This is a genomic window from Phocaeicola vulgatus ATCC 8482, from assembly GCF_000012825.1.
Classification (GTDB): domain Bacteria; phylum Bacteroidota; class Bacteroidia; order Bacteroidales; family Bacteroidaceae; genus Phocaeicola; species Phocaeicola vulgatus.
This window is the reverse complement of sequence record NC_009614.1, coordinates 3,531,191-3,548,494: the sequence shown is the minus strand read 5'-3', so window position 1 is coordinate 3,548,494 and position 17,304 is coordinate 3,531,191. Positions and strand designations below refer to the sequence as shown.

Here is a 17,304-nt window from a genome sequence, read left to right as displayed (position 1 = left end):
TATTTCCTTATTGTTATAATAACTTTATAATGTATCAAAGCGAATACCCGGCCTCTTCTATCAATATTTTATCTTCTGAAACTTTGGAACCTAATGTAGTCAGCAAATCTCCCACAATGGCAGAATTAATACCGATATACAATGCTTTCTTTACAGCTTCCACACTCATCTGTGAACGCCCTCCGGCAAAACGAAGAAAGGCTGTGGGATTGATAAAACGGAATAAAGCGATGGTTGTCAGAATCTCCGCCTCTGCAAGACGATCCATTTTTTCCAATGGAGTGCCGGGTATAGGCTGTAACAGGTTTATAGGAATAGACTGTACTTCCAATTCCCTCAGTGTAAAAGCAAACTCAATACGCTGTTCCATTGTTTCGCCCATGCCGATGATTCCTCCGCTGCATACATCCATCCCCACCCTGCGTGCTGCCTGCAACGTTTCTATTTTCTGTTCTTGTGTATGAGTAGAACATAGAGATGAAAAATAAGAGGGAGCCGTTTCCAGATTACAATGATAACGGGTGATGCCTGCCTTAAACAGCCGTTCCAATTCCGCTTCATCCAGCAATCCTAAAGAAGCGCATAACTGAATATGCGAATGCGCACGCATGTACTCTGTTGTCTCACATAGCCGGTCCATGTTACGGCTACCCGGTTTCCTGCCGCTGGTCACCAAAGAAAAACGGGATACTCCCTGCGCTTCGTTATACAAAGCATGGCGCAGACATTCTTCCTTCCCAACCAAATCATAAACATCCGCTTTTGTTTTATAATGTGCAGACTGTGCGCACCATTTACAATTCTCAGGACATTTACCGGATTTAGCATTGATAATGGAACACATATCGAATTTCCGAGAAGCCAGAACCCGTGTTATCTCATGAGCCGCATCATACAAATCCTGTTTCTCTGCCTGGCAGGACAGCCAACGGGCTTCTTCTACGGTAATCTTCTCACCGCCCAACACTTTGTTTCTTATTTCATTCAGCATCATATACAGTTCATATTAAGACAAAAAAAGCCGAAAAGATGCATGGCACATCTTTCCGGCAAACAAATATTTATTTAAATAAAAAAGACAAATCACGTCAGCCACCTGTGGTTGAGGCAGTTGGATCCGAAACATTTGCAACATGGATTCAACAGGGGCCATTCCTTCTTCATATTCCTCTCCAGCATCCTCTTTCCGTGCGGAAGAGCAAACAGAGAATGCCGTGCAAACATTTGCCTGTTTACCCAACGATACATCGGCAATCTCCTTTTTCAGATTACCAATAGTTACATATTTGCCCAAGCTATAAAACATAGCGTACTTCTTCCGGCTCCAATAGCGGAAACGTATCGTATGTTTATTCTGGCACAATTGTTTCATGTTTTTTCGTATCTGAGATTGGCAAAGGTAAATAAAATATTCAATGCAGCAAACTTTTATATAGAAAAACACCGTTCCGCCTCTTACAACCTTAAAACCAGTTTTCCGAAAGCACAACGGTGAATTCTTAAGTCCTTTATATTATATTTCTGTTATTCTTCTTTCTTCGAAGCAGCTTTCTTGGCAACCGGCTTCTTTGCCGTCGTTTTCTTGGCCGCCGCCGGTTTCTTGGCAGCAGGTTCTTTCTTTACGGCAGGAGCCTTTTTGCCTTCAGCTTTCTCCAGTTTAGCCTGCAATCTCTCCACTTCCTTGTTCAAAGCCACCAATTCCTCGCCCTGATTCTTAATGGTAGTAAGCAACGAATTTAATTCTTCGTTATCCATATCTACCGGATACAACGAATTGACACGACTTATAAAATCACCCAAAATGTTCATGTAGTTGGTGAAAGCATCATACGGAGAATCATAAATACCACGATTCAACCAAATACCGGTATTCTTAGTGGTCATGAAGCGGAAATTATTACTTGCCTGCAAATAATCCCAATCCTGCTTAATACGGCGATCATCGCACAAATGAACACGTTCTGCCACACTATAAAGTTTATTGAAAGCCTCACGCTGCATCACATTGCCTAACCACGGACTGATATCGCGTTCCTCGTCTATCCATGACATAGGATAAGGAACATCCACCTGATCCACAGATTTCAGTTTGGTAATGATATCGGTCGGAGTAGAGAAAGTAACCCCTCTTTCTTTTGCGCAGACAGGCAGTGCTTTCATAAATTCCAAAATATTGGAAGACAATGGCTGGGCGATACCCAAAGCAGAAAGTTCCATGAAAATATTGATAACCTGCTCCTCCTCCGGCAAAGCTGCAATCCAATCTATATATTTGTCGGCAAACAACGGATATTCATTCCATTCGGAATTAGAGAAACGCAGGCTGATGTCATCAGACAATTTGAAATCGCGAAGCAATAACTTCAAGTTCGGATTCATGGCACAATGATACAGGTAGTGCGGGCTCTTCCAACCCAAAATATGTTTCGCGCCTTCAGTCAACATACCTTTAAAGCCCATATCGGCTATCGTAGCGCCAATATCATTCGAATAAATCAAGCTGGAGTTACGGAATACCTTCGGCTCCTTGCCAAATATTTGTTTAATCTTGGTACGCATACGTTCCACTTCTTCGCGGAAACAATCTTCATTAGCCAATGAGGAAAGACCGTGAGAATAAGGTTCGCACAAGAATTCGCAACATCCGGTCTCATTCAACTGATGCAACAACTCGATTACACCGGGCGCATGCACTTCCAACTGTTCCAGCGCCACACCCGAGATAGACAAAGCCACCTTGAAAGTATCACCGTGATTCTTTGCCATTTCAATCAACGCACTCAGCGCAGGAATATACGAGCGTTCGGCTATATCACTGATGCCGCGCTCATTTTCATAATCATCATAATAATAATGGTCACGGCCTATATCAAAACAGCGATAGCGTTTCAGATGGATAATTTGATGTATTTCAAAATAAAGACATATTGTTTTCATATCCTAGTTATTGTTTTATTATTTACCATAGTTTTTTAACACCTGCTCATAGAGGGCACGGATTCTCAAGCCGACTTTCTCCCATGTAATGCCATCCACCTCTTTCTTTCCTTCTTCCTGCAGATATTGGAAAAGAGAAGGATTCGTACAAATAGAATAGATGGCATCGGCCATAGCGTTGATATCCCAATAATCTGTCTTGATTACTTTATCCAAAATTTCACCGCAACCCGATTGCTTTGAGATGATAGAAGGAGTTCCGCACTGCATAGCCTCTAAAGGAGCAATACCAAAAGGTTCTGACACGGAAGGCATTACGAATACATCACTGTTTTTATATGCTTCATAAACCTGACGCCCACGCTGGAACCCCGGGAAATGAAAACGGTCTGCAATACCTCGTTCCGCAGCCAGATTGATCATGGCGTCCAGCATGTCTCCCGATCCTGCCATTACAAAACGGATGTTACGGGTACGCTTCAAGACCAATGCGGCGGCTTCCACAAAATACTCGGGTCCTTTCTGCATCGTGATACGCCCCAGGAAAGTCACCACTTTTTCTTTCGAGTGATCAGGACGAGGAATGTCCAGCAAATCTTGCGAAAGCGGATAAACGGCATTGTGCATGGCAAAACATTTGCGCGGGTCTTGATGATATTGGTGAATAACAGTCTGACGGGTCAGCTCGGACACACACATAATACAGTCGGCATGATCCATGCCATTCTTTTCCATAGCATATACTGTAGGATTCACTTTACCGCGCGAACGGTCAAAATCAGTAGCATGCACATGGATGCACAAAGGTTTGCCACTTACCAGCTTGGCATGCACACCAGCCGGATAAGTCAGCCAGTCGTGCGCATGGATAATATCAAATTCTTGCTGGCGCGCAACCACACCGGCAATAATAGAAAAGTTATTGATCTCATCATGAAGGTTTCCCGGATAGCCGCCGGCAAACTCCATACACCCCAGATCATTGACGTGCATATATGAGAAATCAGAATAGATATGATCACGGAAAGCATAATACTGTTCCGGAGTCGAAGTCGAAAGACGTGACTTTAAGTAATCATAATCCACATCACGCCACACAATGGGCACTTGGTTCATGCCTATAATGTTCAGAAACTTTTCTTCGTCGCCACAAGGTTTGGGCAAACAGAAGGTTGTTTCCATATCACCTTGCAGACTCAGACCTTTTGTTATACCGTAAGATGCTACAGCAAGACCACCATATATTTTGGGAGGAAATTCCCATCCAAACATTAATACTTTCATACAGGTCCCTCCTTTCAATAATTGTATTTACTCAATAAATATAATACTCGCAATATCTCTGCCACATTCATAGCGAATGATACAGCTCCACGACCTTTGAAAGGCGGGTTACCATCAAACAGTTCAGGTATAGAGCCAATACAATGAGAAGTCATTTCGTCTTCGTAGCCTATCAGCTGACGCTCCACAAATCCTATGCCACTCATCTTATAAATACGAAGGTAAGCTTCAAAATAGAAGCCAGCCAGCCAAGGCCATGCGGTACCTTGATGATAAGCATAATCACGCTGCATCTGAGGACCTACATAGTTCGGGTTGTAACCGCCACTCTTCGGGCTGAGCGAACGGAGCCCTTTCGGAGTAAGCAGTTCTTTGGTCACAATGTCCAACACCCCTTTCTTCTGACGGGCATCAAGCGGAGAATAGTCGAATGCTACAGTAAATATCATGTTCGGACGCACGCTCCAGTCCATCATATTGCCATCCACATAATCCAGTAAATAACCATACTCATTCAAGAAAGTATCCACGAAAGCCTTTCCCGTCTTTTCTGCCAATACATTTAACGTTTCAGCCAAATTATTGTTTCCACCTTCGCCCAACAGTTCACTTGTAAAACGTAAGGCATTATACCACAAAGCATTAATTTCTACGATATAGCCTGTACGAGGAATCACAGGACGTCCGTTTGCGGTAGAATTCATCCATGTGATAGCCTTTTCCGTTCCGTTGGCATATAGCAGACCGTTTGAATGCAAGAAAAGGTTCGGATGATTCTCCCGGCGAAGGTATTCCATAATGTCCTGCAACAATGTACCATATTTCTCACGGCATTGGTCACGCGACACCATCTTGGCATATTGCTGGATACACCACACCGCCCAAAGCAAAACATCAGGATGCTCCATTTCGTACACTTTAACATCATCAGGCTCATCATTAATAAAGTCATGAATTGCCTTGCGGGCCGTTTCCATCACCATTTCAAACTTAGCCACTTCATCAATCGCCAATGTCAGTCCCGGCAGGGAAATAAACATATCGCGCGCACGGCATTTAAACCACGGATATCCTGCCAAAATATAAAACTCATCTCCCTGTTTATTTAAGAACTGATGGGCAGCATTTATCAGACAGTGCTGGAAATTATCACGCGGAGTACGTTCTTCCACCTCCTCTTCAAAGGTTCTCTTTAATGTACGGGTACCGGCCTCGGAAACACCTCCTGAAAAGACAATGCTTTCACCTTTCTTTATGTCCACTTCAAAATAACCCGGAACATACAAATCTTCATTAAAATCATATCCTCTCTCCTGCTCTTTGGGATACTCAATTCCCCGATACCAATCCGGCTGATAGTGGAATTCGTTCTTCTTGTTCAATTGCATATATAATTCGGGATAGCCCGGATACATGCATGTCTTGATCCCATTGTCCACCTCCTGATAGTCACGGCTGGCTTGTGCGTTCTCATGAGTATACTGACGGACGCTGCGGAAAGCCAGAAACGGACGCAAACGCAACGTAGTGGCCGAATGTGCCTCCAGCAAAGTATAACGGATTAAAATTCTATTTTCATGATGAACGAAAAGCTTTTCCTTCTTCAGAATCACACCACCTACCCGGTATATAGTGGTAGGAACTTTCTCACACTCGAATTCCCGGATATACTTGTGTCCCCTGGGGCTGTAATTGTCACCCTGATACTTATGAAGCCCCAGGTTAAATTCAGCGCCGTGTTGTATCACTGTTTCATCCAACGACGATAACAATACATGGTTTTCATCATCCAGCTCAGGCACCGGAATGACAAGCAATCCATGATATTTTCTCGTATTGCAATCAACAATGGTTGTACAATGGTAAGCCCCTGAACGGTTTGTGCGGAGAATTTCTTTCGGTAATGATTCCCCGAGGTTCGTCATAAGAGTCTTGTCAAATCGTAAGTAACTCATAGTTGTTATTTTAAGGTTATAAATCAAATTTCCATATCAATTTGTGTCACATATTATTTTTGTATGCAACGCTCAAAATTAGTAATTAAATGGATAAAGCAAAATTAAATAGCAAAATATTTTTCATTTTTCGCTCAAATATCCGTAGTATTGCACAGAAATCAGCATAATTATGACAAAATGAAACTTGAAATTCAAAAAATTCTATTGGCTTTTGCTCTTCCGTTATTACTTCTTTTCATTCTGTACACCCTGCGTACAATGGAAAGTGTCATGAATTGGGATTTTATCACCTGGGGCATATATCCCAAAGAAACCAAAGGAATAATGGGAATTCTCACTTCTCCGTTGATACACGCCGATTGGGAACATTTATTTGCGAACACTTTCCCTCTTCTTTTTTTATTATGGTGTCTGCTCTACTTTTATCGTGATTTGGGCATTGGTATACTTTTTTTCATCTGGATAGTCAGTGGAATACTTACATTTATAATAGGCAAGCCGGGATGGCATATAGGTGCCAGCAGTATAATTTATTCACTCGCCTTCTTTCTGTTCTTCAGTGGCATTCTCCGCAAACACGTTCCTTTAGTAGCCCTGTCATTGCTTGTCACCTTTCTATATGGCAGCCTGGTATGGAACATGTTCCCACAGTTCGCTTCCTCCACCACTTCTTGGGAGGGACACTTGGGGGGCGCAGCGGCCGGAATAGCCGCAGCTATATTGTTCAGACACAAAGGCCCTCAACAACCGGAACTTTTCATTGACGAGGAAGAAGAAGATAACAGGAGTTATCCGGAAGACGAAGAAGTCATTACAAATCCGGACCAAGAAAAGAAAGAATGACTAAACCAATCTTTCCGCCTCATGAAGTCCAAAGGACCGGAAGGGATGAAAAAAGCAATAACCCGCTAACGGAATTAAACGAATGCTCATATCCTCCCTATTGTATAAGCCTTTTCTATCTTCAGATTAAACCTTTTTATACGGATATATTCTATCTCCATAGCCTTTGGAGTTATCTCCCAAGGCTATGGAGTTAACTCCAAAGCTTATGGAGATAACTCCAAAGGCTTGCGGAGATAAAACAGGCAGGAAGAAAACCCTTAACCACACGGCAGGAAAGGGTTAGGGATACAAACAAGATCTTTTAAGGATGAATCTGATTACAAGGCTTGCACTCTTTACAGAGAAAAATCCCCTAACACCCTTCTTTTAAAAAGGTAAAAAAGCATGTGGCAAGAAGATATGCATCTGGCCATATGTGGAAAGACTAAAACAGACTATTATTTTGCCATCTTAAATTTTAATGCATCATTTTACAACTGAAAAACAGGGTAATAAACCTTTCCGGACAGCATCATTCAAGCTTTAATACCTACTCATTACCAATTTTCATAAAATAATACCCATTTTTAGGTATTGCCCACCCTTTTAACCTCCCATAACTTTGCACCGATTTAAAATTATAAAAATTAAAGCAAAAATGAAAAGAAAGGTTTTATTGTTCTCATTATGCTTGTTGGCCTGTCTTGCAAACAGTTATGCAGAAAAAGCAACAAGTATAGATAAGGATAACACAGAGAAAACTACGGAGGAAGAACCTAAAAAAAAATCCCGGCTAACATTGGGAGGTTACGGAGAAGCAGTGTACACACGTAACTTTTATAGTGACAATATGTACCGCTATTCTAAAGCAGACAGTTACAAAGACTCTGACGGACACGGACGCGTAGACTTACCTCATGTAGTAATCATGATTGGCTACGATTTCGGAAAAGGATGGAGCATGGGTAGTGAAATAGAGTTTGAACACGGAGGAACAGAATCGGCTATAGAAGTAGAAGACGAAGAAGCCGGAGAATTTGAAAAAGAAATAGAACGTGGGGGTGAAGTGGCTTTGGAGCAGTTCTGGATTCAGAAATCTTTTTGCTCGGGCTTCAATATCCGCGCAGGGCACATCATCGTGCCGATAGGACAAATAAACAACGCCCATCTTCCCACTCAGTTCTTTACAGTATATCGTCCTGAAGGTGAAAACACAATAATGCCTTGCACATGGCATGAAACCGGTCTTAGTGTATGGGGGCGTATAGGTGACTGGCGTTATGAGGCAATGGTTATTCCCGCATTGAATGCTAATATGTTCAATCATAGCGGATGGATTCATGATGGTTCTGCATCAGCCTATGAATTTAAAGTAGCCAACAATCTGGCAGGAGCGGCACGTATCGACAATTACTCTGTCAAAGGATTGCGTATGGGAATAAGCGGCTATATAGGTAACAGTTTCCAAAACGACATTATTAAAGATGAAAAATCCACCAAATATAAAGATGTGAAAGGAACAGTGGTCATAGGTGCATTCGACTTTGATTATAATGATCATAACTGGGTAGTACGCGGCAATTTTGATTATGGCCATCTGGGAGACGCTGATCTGATCTCCACTCACAACAAAAGCCAAGACAATAGCACACAGTCCCCTTATCCTCACACAGCCGTGGGCAAGACAGCCATTGCCGCCGGAATCGAGGCAGGATATGATATTTTTTCTCAAGTAAAGAAAATGAGAGACAATGGTAAAAAACTATATGTATTTGGACGATATGAATACTATGACTCATATCATAAGGCTGCTAAAGGTTTCAGCAAATATGAATGGACTAAAAAACAACGCATGGCCGTCGGTTTGAACTACTATCCTATGAAAGACATCGTAGTAAAAGCCGAATACTCAAAACGCTTCTTGAAAAGCCAGTATAATAACGAACCCTCTTTTTCATTGGGCATAGCTTATGCAGGATTTTTCATTAAATAAACCCGATTATTCATTTTTTAAAATTAAATAGGTATGAAAAGTTTGTTAAAAATCCCCTTACTTGTTGCTGTAGCAACAATGATGACTTGCAGTTTCAGCGCATGCAGTGATAACGATGATCCGACTCCGGATACCGGTACGTCTGAAACAGATGCAAAATTCAAAGCAATCGCAAAACAGTATCTTGATCACACGGTATATGTTACTTACAAGAACCTGGCTGATGAAACCGAACAGCTAGTAAAAGATTTACAAGCATTAAAAAGCAGCAAGACTGATGCAAATGTAAAAGCTACCTGCGAAACCTTCCTTGAAGCACGTGCATGGTGGGAAAAGAGTGAAGCTTTCCTGTATGGGGCAGCTACCGATTTCGGTATCGACCCGCATATTGACTCATGGCCTTTGGACTTGGACGGATTACAGACCGCACTGAAAAATACGGAACAGGTAGAAGCAATGGGTGGTGAAGACGGAGATATTTATGCCGGCGAGAAATTGGGTAATTCTTTATTAGGATTTCATGGTATTGAATACATCCTTTTCGAAGATGGTAGCCCCAAATCAGTTTCTAAAATCAGTGACTTACATCTGACTTACGCCGTAGCTGTAGCTGGTGATTTGCGTAACCGTTGCTGGCAGCTGGAACTTTCATGGAGAGGCGAAAGTGCTGTCAATGCCGACCGTGTCGCTAAAGTCGCAAATGAGTTAGAACTGCCTTACACTGTAAACAGTGGTGAATATTCTTATGGTGAGAATATGCTGAATGCAGGAAAAGCAGGTAGTACATACGCCAGCTGGACATTGGCCATGCAAGCTATCATTGACGGCTGCAAGACTATCGCAGATGAAGTAGGAACTTCTAAAATAGGAAAACCTTATAGCGGAGAAGACCCTGCTTATATAGAATCACCATACAGTCACAAGTCCATTCTAGACTTTTATGACAACATCATCAGTATTCAGAATGCTTACATGGGCGGTATAGAAAATGAACGTGACGAAACCAACTCACTACACAACTATATTGCTGGAGTAGATAAAGAACTGGATACAAAAGTTGTAAATGCCATAAACAATGCTCTGACCAAAATCAATGCCATGGCAGCTCCATTTGTAAACAATATTAAAGATCCAAGTGCAGGTGAAGCAATTAAAGCTTGTCAGGATCTTGATGCCATATTGTCTGATGTTAAAACAGCTTTAAGAAACAATTAAAAAGAACTGTTTACCCCAATGACCACAAAGGATCTGCAAGAGGGTGTCCGGAAAAGGTCTATTGTACTATCTTTTGCTGTAGATGGTGATTTTACATTCGCTCCAAGCACCGGCTTTGTGCTGCCGGATGTCCCCTCTACAACAGACATGATAGTGAAAAAGACCGGGGGAGGACAACCTTATGTAGATTCTTTGGTATATAAATTTGAAAAGTAACTAACTTTAAACATTCTTATATGAATAAGTTATTTAAAATACACTGGCTTGCTGCTCTATGCGGCCTTACAATGCTCTCGCTAACAGCCTGTAATGACGATGACAATCCGGAAAACAAATCTCCGGAAGTCAATCCTGATATCAACGTAAATGTAGAGACCTATGCAGGCGGAGAATTGGGTACAACCTTCAACAATTCCGCTTCTGCTTATGAAGATCCTACTCCTGCAACGGAAAATGCAGGTATGACCGACAAATTCAAATATGGGGAATATTTCTTTGAACGTTCTTATACGCAGAATTCCAAACCTTTCAATGGTTTGGGACCGCTTTATATCCGCAATTCATGTATGAACTGCCACCCCGGATACGGTCATGGCAAACGGGTAGACCGTTATCGTGCTGATGACTGGGGAAATGGATATCTACTTGTTGTGACCGATGGAAAGGATAACTACCTAAGTTCTTTAACGGGAATGCCTCAAACCAAAGCTGTAGCCCCTTTCAAAGCACCAATAGATGAAGATAAGATAAAAATAGACTGGCTGCCTTACACAGACGAATGGGGAAATAAATTTCCTGACGGAGAAACATACAGTCTGATCTATCCGGAAGTGACTATTCCTCAAGATGCATACTACGTACCTTTGGAGGCTACTTATAATCAAGTTGTCACCCCTGTCAACTACTCTGATGTAGTAGTTTTGCTGGAATCTACCATTGGTATCTACGGAACCGGATTACTAGATGCCATTCCCGATGATTCGTTGAAAGCAGAATATGCACGTCAGGAAAAAGCAGGTGTAAAATTGAATCCAGCCATCTTCGCAAACGGAGAGTGGACTTCACTCTATAAGGGACTTACAGGTAAACAATATCCCAAACGTTATACTTACGCTTTGACCAGATCTTCCATACAGGATGGTCCCGGTGCCAATGCAATCTGGAACATCACCAATGTTACCCGTAGTGACCGCCGTTATCACTACATGACTGACACGTATGCCAAAACAGCCTCCAAAGACCCGGATGTACAAAAAGATTTTTATAACTATTTCCCTGAATGGAAACAGACCGGTAATGTAGAACAAGATATATACAACTATCTGATGAATAAGGAACTTCCGGTGGAAATGACAGACGAAGATTATGTAAACTTCATGATATGGCACAGAGGACTGGCAGTTCCTGCCGCACGGAATCTGGATGACGAAACAGTTCAGAGAGGTCACAAATTATTCCGTGAAATAGGCTGTGCTACCTGCCATCGTCCGTCATGGACTACAGGAGACGATAATTATCCCGATCCGAACGGATACTTCAAAGATGGTGACAGCCGTCTGCCACGCCATCCACACCAAACTATCTGGCCATATTCAGATATGGTTCAGCACCGCCTGGAAATGAAGAACAATATCCGCACGGGATGGTGCCGTACCACTCCTCTTTGGGGACGCGGACTTTCCTTAATCTGTGCCGGACACAGCGACCGTTTGCATGACTGTCGTGCACGTAATGTCATTGAAGCCATTATGTGGCATGGAGCTTCAAATAGTGACGCACGCTGGAGCATTGACAAGTTCCGCGAACTCAGTAAAGAAGATCGTGACGCCATCGTCAAATTTATTGATGCCATTTAAACAATGAAACAGATTGTCTCCCTCCTGAATCCTATCACCAATAATATGACAGGACATTCAGGGGGATGAGACAAATTCAAGATTCACCTTCTGGTTATCTTTCAGAAAATTATAACTACATGAAATTATTAAAACGAACTGCCTTCAGTCTGCTAGGCATATTACTTCTGATTCTTACTATAGCTACTATATTGGAAAAAATATATGGTACGGACTTTGTAAACGAGTATATCTACAGTTCCGTACCTTTTGTCATTTTATGGGGAGTAACCGCAATTACTTCCTTATTATACATCATAAAAAGCAAACTGCATCGTCAGCCTGTTATTTTTTTGCTTCATCTTTCTCTTCTCTTTATATTGGCAGGGGCATTCACCACATGGATATATGGAGAACAAGGCACTATGCGTGTCCGCCAAGGAGAACAACAGACCTCTTTCACCGATTCCAAAGGAATTTCCCACCAGCTACCTTTCAGCATCACACTAAACCAATTTGAAATTATTTATTACAAAGGAACCTTGGCTCCAATGGACTTTATCAGTCATATTTCAGTAGCAGACAAAGACTGCCACCGCCAGATACAGGGGAAGGTTTCCATGAATCATATATTTTCATACCAGCACTATCGCTTTTATCAATCAGGCTACAGTGAAGATAATGAAGGAAGCGTATTTAGTGTATCTCATGATCCTTATGGTATAGGAATCACTTATGCAGGATATACTTTATTGCTACTTTCCACCGTTTTCTTTTTCTTCAGCCCGCAAAGTCGGTTCCGCCAACTGCTGAAAAGCCCTTTGCTACACAGAAGCTTGACAGTCATCTTGCTTTTATTCGCATTCAGTCTCAACAGTAATTTTCTCAAAGCAAACAATCCATCCCCCAAGGTGCTTCCGCGCGAAGTAGCCGAACATTTTGGAGATTTATATATTTTATACAACAACCGTATCTGTCCTTTACAAACCTTTGCCCGTGATTTTACAATCAAACTTTACGGTAGTTCCTCATATAAAGGACTGACACCAGAAGAAGTACTTACCGGATGGCTGTTTTATTATGACAGTTGGAAAAATGAGCCAATTATACGAATCAAGAGTAATGAAGCCCGTAAATTACTGGAAATAGAAGGGAATTACGCCAGGCTGAAAGACTATATCAGTACCATTAATGAATACAAGCTGGAAAAAATGATGAACCATATCCGTTCAGGAGAACAGGTGACTGACAAACGAGGCATAGAAGAAGCTGATGAGAAATTCAATATCATCAATTTAGTATGTACCGGTGCCATGATGAAAATATTCCCTTGTCGCAATATAGCCGGAAAGACATTGGAATGGTATTCGCAAAGCGACCAATTACCTCAAGATATGGATAATGACAAATGGGTATTCATTCGTAAATCTATGAGTTATGTAAACGAAATGATTGTGATGAAAAAGTACAATGATGCCTGCCTGTTATTAGAAAAAATCAAGAAATACCAGCAGAAAGAGTGTGACGGACTGCTTCCTGCAGATAATAAATTCAAGGCTGAGAAAATATATAATCAATTTGATTATAGCAAATCTGTCGCCATGGCATGTATTTGCATCGGCCTGATATGTTTTATCTATTATTGCCATTGCATGGCATCGCAAAAGAGAACAAGCCGGAAGGCAATCATAATATTGAATATTTTGCTATGGATTGTTTTTACCTATTTGTCGGCTGCTATCTGCCTGCGTGGTTATGTGAGCAATCATCTGCCATTGTCCAACGGCTTCGAAACCATGCAGTTCATGGCATGGTGTACGCTATTGCTCACTTTTCTGCTACAACGTAAATTCGCAATGTTGCTCCCTTTCGGTTTCCTGCTTTGCGGACTTACGCTGATGGTATCCATGCTGGGAGAATCAAACCCACAAATCACACAACTGATGCCGGTTCTGCAATCTCCATTATTGAGTATCCACGTAGTAGTTATCATGATCGCTTATTCGCTGCTGGCATTTATCATGCTGAATGGTGTAACAGCGGTCATACTCCACCAATCACAGAAAGAATGCAAAGAACAAATAGAACGATTGCAGATAATAAGCCAAATAATTCTTTATCCGGCAATTTTCTTACTCGCTATCGGTATTTTCATTGGTGCTGTATGGGCAAACGTATCATGGGGACGCTATTGGGGATGGGATCCTAAAGAAGTATGGGCCTTAATCACCATGCTGGTATATGCCTTGGCACTGCATCCGAGATCACTGCCATGGTTTCATCGCACCATGTTTTTTCATGTTTTCTGTATAACTGCTTTTATAACAGTACTGATTACTTACTTCGGAGTGAATTTTCTGTTAGGAGGAATGCATAGCTACGCAAACGGATAGCCCTCATCCATCAATGAAAAGCTATCCTTTCCGAAACAAATAGAAACCAACTTGGACAAAGAACCTGAAACACTATAAAAAAAGGAAATTACCCCATAAAAGAAGCACTCCCCGCGAATCACTTCGCAGGGAGACTACTAACTAATAACTAACTTGTGGTTTACGTAATTTTTATATGACTTATTTACAATGCAAAGATAAGGTTTGCCATCTGTCTGTGCAATCCATGATATAGGTATTCTGGACAGTCAGACATCCCTATTTATAACTATAATAAACGAAAGTAGAAAAGGTATCTATCAAAATCATTATTTGTAGGTATTGTCTGAGATTATTAAATGTTGCAATTTTGCCAAAAAGAATTTATCTTATTATACCGTAACCATTGATGTGGAGTTCTCTCTATTATTATTTCTCTGTAATGTTAGTCACAAAAGAGAGACTATAAAACCTTGTTCCAGGGAAGCATACCTTCGGAACAACAAAAAGTCCGGACTTGGGAAAGCCCGGACCTTTATTTTATATCCATCAATACAAGATATTAATACACCTCTACCTTTGCAGCAGCAGCCTTGCACTTGTCACGCAAAGCGTCCAAGTCACTGCCATTAGGAGCATAACAAACCACAACTCCCATACGGCGGTTCAATTTTGTATAAGGTTTACCAAAAATACGGAGATAAGTATTTGTCTCCTTACAAACTTCCTCTTCACCACGATAACGGGGAGCTTCCTTGCTGGCAATTGGAGAAAGAATCACTGCACTGGCCCCTATGCGTTCTTGTGTAATTTCAGGGATAGGAAGGCCTAACACCGCACGCAGATGCAACTCAAACTCATTTAAATTCTGAGTACCTGCCAAAGTCACCATTCCGGTATCATGCGGACGGGGAGAAAGTTCGGAGAAATAAACTCCGTTTTCATGACTCAAGAAAAATTCAACTCCCCAGATTCCCGCACCGGTCAAAGCCGCCGTCACTTTATCGGCCATACGCTGTGCCTCCTTCAAATGTTCGGGATCAATGTGCGCCGGCTGGAAACTTTCCCTATAATCTCCCCCTTTCTGTACATGTCCGATAGGCGGACAGAACAAAGTAGGACCGTTTTTCTGAGTGACGGTGAGCAAAGTAATCTCACTATCGAACTGAATAAATTCCTCAATGATCAATTCTTTAATATCTCCACGACTGCCTTCACACCCATAATGCCATGCCTGTTCCAACTCATCCGCGCTCTTGACCAAAGACTGGCCTTTGCCGGATGAAGACATCAAAGGTTTCACCACACAGGGAAAACCAATCTCTTTTGCGGCCTCCTGCAATTCTTCCAAAGACTTGGCATAGAAATACTTGGCTGTCTTTAATCCTAATTCCTTAGCTGCCAAATCACGAATGGCCTTGCGGTTCATCGTGAAATTCACTGCACGGGCACTCGGCACTACTTGAATACCTTCCTGTTCCAAATGATACAGACGTTCGGTACGGATAGCTTCAATTTCAGGCACAATTATATCCGGCTTGTGTTTGGCTACCACAGCATCCAACGCATCACCGTCAAGCATACTGAACACTTCAAATTCATCAGCCACCTGCATGGCCGGAGCACCTGCATAAGAGTCGCAAGCAATAACATACTGCCCTTTACGTTTTGCCGCAATGACGAATTCCTTACCTAATTCGCCAGAACCCAGCAATAAAATCTTCTTAGTCATAGTATTTATATATGTTTGATATTCCTTACAAAAAACGGAGAGTTGAGAACAAAACACCTCTTGATTCCCAACTTTCCATCTGCAAAGATAGTGTATTTTATAAACTATACGATATCATTGAAGCAATATTTGGATCATTCAGTACAAAGAAAACACCCACTCCCAACGCGATGAGCCACAATACGATAAATATAATTTTAGTTACAATGGACATGGGTTGCCAACCTCCAAAATGACGCATCAGCATGTGTATCAGTCCTATAATAGGAATACCGATAACCAGAATACCTGCTACGGACATAGCGACAGTCAACCCCGGAGAGCTACCCACCGTAGCCCAATTAACCGCAGGCAGCACCTCATAAAGCACAGCCGGCAATGCAGCAATCAGTCCCGTAGCCGCCATCAGCAATGCAAAAAAGACAATCAATAATACAAACAATACAGGCGCACAGCAAATAGCAATGAAAACAAGCAGGAACTTGATAAGGAACCCTGCCACAGACACAATCCCCTCCCCTATCTTTTGCAAGATACTCCTAGGACGGTCTGAGCGTACATAATCATTCACTTTTTCAAATCCGTCTGTTACAGTCTTGCCTATATTCTCCACATTAATAGCAGCCCCCTTCATGGCGAGTTTCTCGGGAGCGGTACGCGCCATAGGAATAATAATCCACGCTATGATATAAGCCAATATCACCCCATGAACAAAGAAACCAAGAACCAATAGAATGATACGTACCCAAGTAACATCCCATCCCATATAAGCAGCCAGTCCGGAAGCCACTCCACCTAGTACCTTATTGTCCGGATCACGAAACAAGCGGCGCATAGTGGTTCCTTTTTGTTTTTCCGAACCCGATGCTTCTCCACTTTCTTCATCGGAAAGATCTTCGGGTTTACCCATCCGGGCTATGATTTCTTCCACATCTTCAATGGTAATAACCTGTTTACCTTCATTCAAACGGTCGGTAAACAGCTCAGAGATACGTAATTCTATATCATGTACAATTTCTTCCGCTCCCTCCTCACGACAGAAGTGAATACGCAGGTTAGTTAAATAGTTATCCAACAAATGGTAAGCGTCTTCGTCTATATAATAAACGGTACCTCCTAAATTTATGGTTAAAGTCTTTTTCATTGTATCCTG

General features: G+C 41.9%; 13 protein-coding genes. 6 read left to right on the top strand and 7 right to left on the bottom strand.

Features of this window, described 5'->3' with window-relative positions; all coding sequences use genetic code 11:
* Window positions 1-34 precede the first annotated feature (34 nt).
* From bioB to BVU_RS13965, 5 genes are all read right to left on the bottom strand, one after another.
* A complete protein-coding gene (gene bioB / locus BVU_RS13985; protein ID WP_005843355.1) occupies window positions 35-994 on the bottom strand; it encodes a biotin synthase BioB in 960 nt (319 codons plus the stop codon).
* Window positions 995-1,006: 12 nt separating this feature from the next.
* Window positions 1,007-1,372, bottom strand: coding sequence for a hypothetical protein (locus BVU_RS13980; protein WP_005847981.1), 366 nt, complete (start codon window positions 1,370-1,372; stop codon window positions 1,007-1,009).
* A gap of 152 nt (window positions 1,373-1,524) precedes the next feature.
* Entirely contained in the window at window positions 1,525-2,937 is a 1,413-nt protein-coding gene (locus BVU_RS13975) for a glycoside hydrolase family 57 protein (protein ID WP_005843351.1), read from the bottom strand.
* 18 nt (window positions 2,938-2,955) lie between these two features.
* Entirely contained in the window at window positions 2,956-4,221 is a 1,266-nt protein-coding gene (locus tag BVU_RS13970) for a glycosyltransferase (protein WP_005843349.1), read from the bottom strand.
* Window positions 4,222-4,235: 14 nt separating this feature from the next.
* Window positions 4,236-6,176 (bottom strand): glycogen debranching enzyme N-terminal domain-containing protein, encoded by a 1,941-nt coding sequence (locus tag BVU_RS13965; RefSeq protein ID WP_005847983.1) that lies wholly within the window; start codon window positions 6,174-6,176, stop codon window positions 4,236-4,238.
* 180 nt (window positions 6,177-6,356) lie between these two features.
* On the opposite strand from BVU_RS13965, the gene BVU_RS13960 reads away from it, so the two are divergent.
* The 6 genes from BVU_RS13960 (at window position 6,357) to ccsA (ending at window position 14,440) form a co-directional block, all read left to right on the top strand.
* Entirely contained in the window at window positions 6,357-7,022 is a 666-nt protein-coding gene (locus tag BVU_RS13960) for a rhomboid family intramembrane serine protease (protein WP_011965733.1), read from the top strand.
* Between the two features lie 640 nt (window positions 7,023-7,662).
* Complete coding sequence (locus BVU_RS13955; RefSeq protein ID WP_005843343.1) at window positions 7,663-8,997, top strand: hypothetical protein; 1,335 nt, start codon at window positions 7,663-7,665, stop codon at window positions 8,995-8,997.
* A gap of 33 nt (window positions 8,998-9,030) precedes the next feature.
* Window positions 9,031-10,212: an imelysin family protein gene (locus BVU_RS13950; RefSeq protein ID WP_011965732.1), complete on the top strand. Its 1,182-nt coding sequence runs from the start codon at window positions 9,031-9,033 to the stop codon at window positions 10,210-10,212.
* Window positions 10,213-10,230: 18 nt separating this feature from the next.
* On the top strand, window positions 10,231-10,428 hold the full coding sequence (locus BVU_RS13945; RefSeq protein ID WP_005843339.1) for a hypothetical protein: 198 nt from the start codon (window positions 10,231-10,233) through the stop codon (window positions 10,426-10,428).
* A 20-nt stretch (window positions 10,429-10,448) separates the two neighbouring features.
* On the top strand, window positions 10,449-12,068 hold the full coding sequence (locus BVU_RS13940) for a di-heme oxidoredictase family protein (protein ID WP_005843336.1): 1,620 nt from the start codon (window positions 10,449-10,451) through the stop codon (window positions 12,066-12,068).
* A gap of 119 nt (window positions 12,069-12,187) precedes the next feature.
* Complete coding sequence (gene ccsA / locus BVU_RS22970) at window positions 12,188-14,440, top strand: cytochrome c biogenesis protein CcsA (RefSeq protein WP_011965731.1); 2,253 nt, start codon at window positions 12,188-12,190, stop codon at window positions 14,438-14,440.
* Between the two features lie 541 nt (window positions 14,441-14,981).
* On the opposite strand, the gene purT is transcribed toward ccsA, so the two are convergent.
* A complete protein-coding gene (purT, locus tag BVU_RS13930) occupies window positions 14,982-16,160 on the bottom strand; it encodes a formate-dependent phosphoribosylglycinamide formyltransferase (protein ID WP_255323734.1) in 1,179 nt (392 codons plus the stop codon).
* 88 nt (window positions 16,161-16,248) lie between these two features.
* Entirely contained in the window at window positions 16,249-17,295 is a 1,047-nt protein-coding gene (locus tag BVU_RS13925; protein ID WP_005843329.1) for a PspC domain-containing protein, read from the bottom strand.
* Between the last annotated feature and the right edge of the window lie 9 nt (window positions 17,296-17,304).